This window comes from Petrocella sp. FN5 (assembly GCF_029210395.1).
Classification (GTDB): domain Bacteria; phylum Bacillota; class Clostridia; order Lachnospirales; family Vallitaleaceae; genus Petrocella.
Map to the genome: position 1 here is coordinate 1 of NZ_JARGDP010000210.1, position 770 is coordinate 770.

The 770-nt window shown below is 36.0% G+C and carries 1 protein-coding gene; it reads left to right on the forward strand.

Translation table 11 applies throughout. The annotated features are described in order from the left end of the window. Positions 1-229 precede the first annotated feature (229 nt). Positions 230-580, forward strand: a complete 351-nt coding sequence (locus tag P0N36_RS15535; RefSeq protein WP_275843802.1) for a DUF2200 domain-containing protein — start codon at positions 230-232, stop codon at positions 578-580. The last annotated feature ends 190 nt before the right edge of the window (positions 581-770 follow it).

Consider the following 770-nt stretch of genomic DNA (forward strand, 5'->3'; position numbering starts at 1 on the left):
CTATCTATGGATAAAGTTGACCGCTCAAGAAACGGTATCATTCATAAAAATATTGTAGATTTTTTATTAGACCAGTAAGATCAGAGGAAGATCAGAGGGACGGTTCTTCCGGTTCGCATTAGAAGATCAGAGGGACGGTTCTTCCGGTTCGCATTAGTGAAAAAGAATCTATGGTATCAAAAGGAATCAAGAGGCAGATTTTTGAATCAGTTACATGAAAGGATATATTATGAGTAAGCATAAGATATATACGATGAGTGTAGCGAATGTTTATCCTCATTATATTACTAAGGCAGAGAAAAAAGGACGAACCAAATCAGAAGTGGATGAAGTCATCCGATGGTTGACCGGCTATAGTCAAGAAGCGCTTGAAGAACTACTGGAAAATCAGATAGATTTTGAAACATTCTTCGCCAAAGTACCTCAAATGAATCCTTTAAGGCATTTGATCAAAGGTGTGATTTGTGGTATTCGTGTTGAAAATATTGAGGAACCATTAATGCAGGAAATTCGTTATATGGATAAGCTGATAGATGAGTTGGCAAAGGGAAAAGCAATGGAAAAGATTTTGAGAAAATAGAATAGTGTTAGAATGATAGAAACTGCTATGAGAAAAACTAAGGGACGGTTCTTCCGGCTCAATGGCGTAACAAAAGTTAATACAGTATAATAGAGACCCGTTAGTCATGAATTTGGCTAGCGGGTCTTTAATTAACTATACGTGAAATAGAAGTTAAATAAATACTCTTAGAATCTAAGTCGTTATTGAC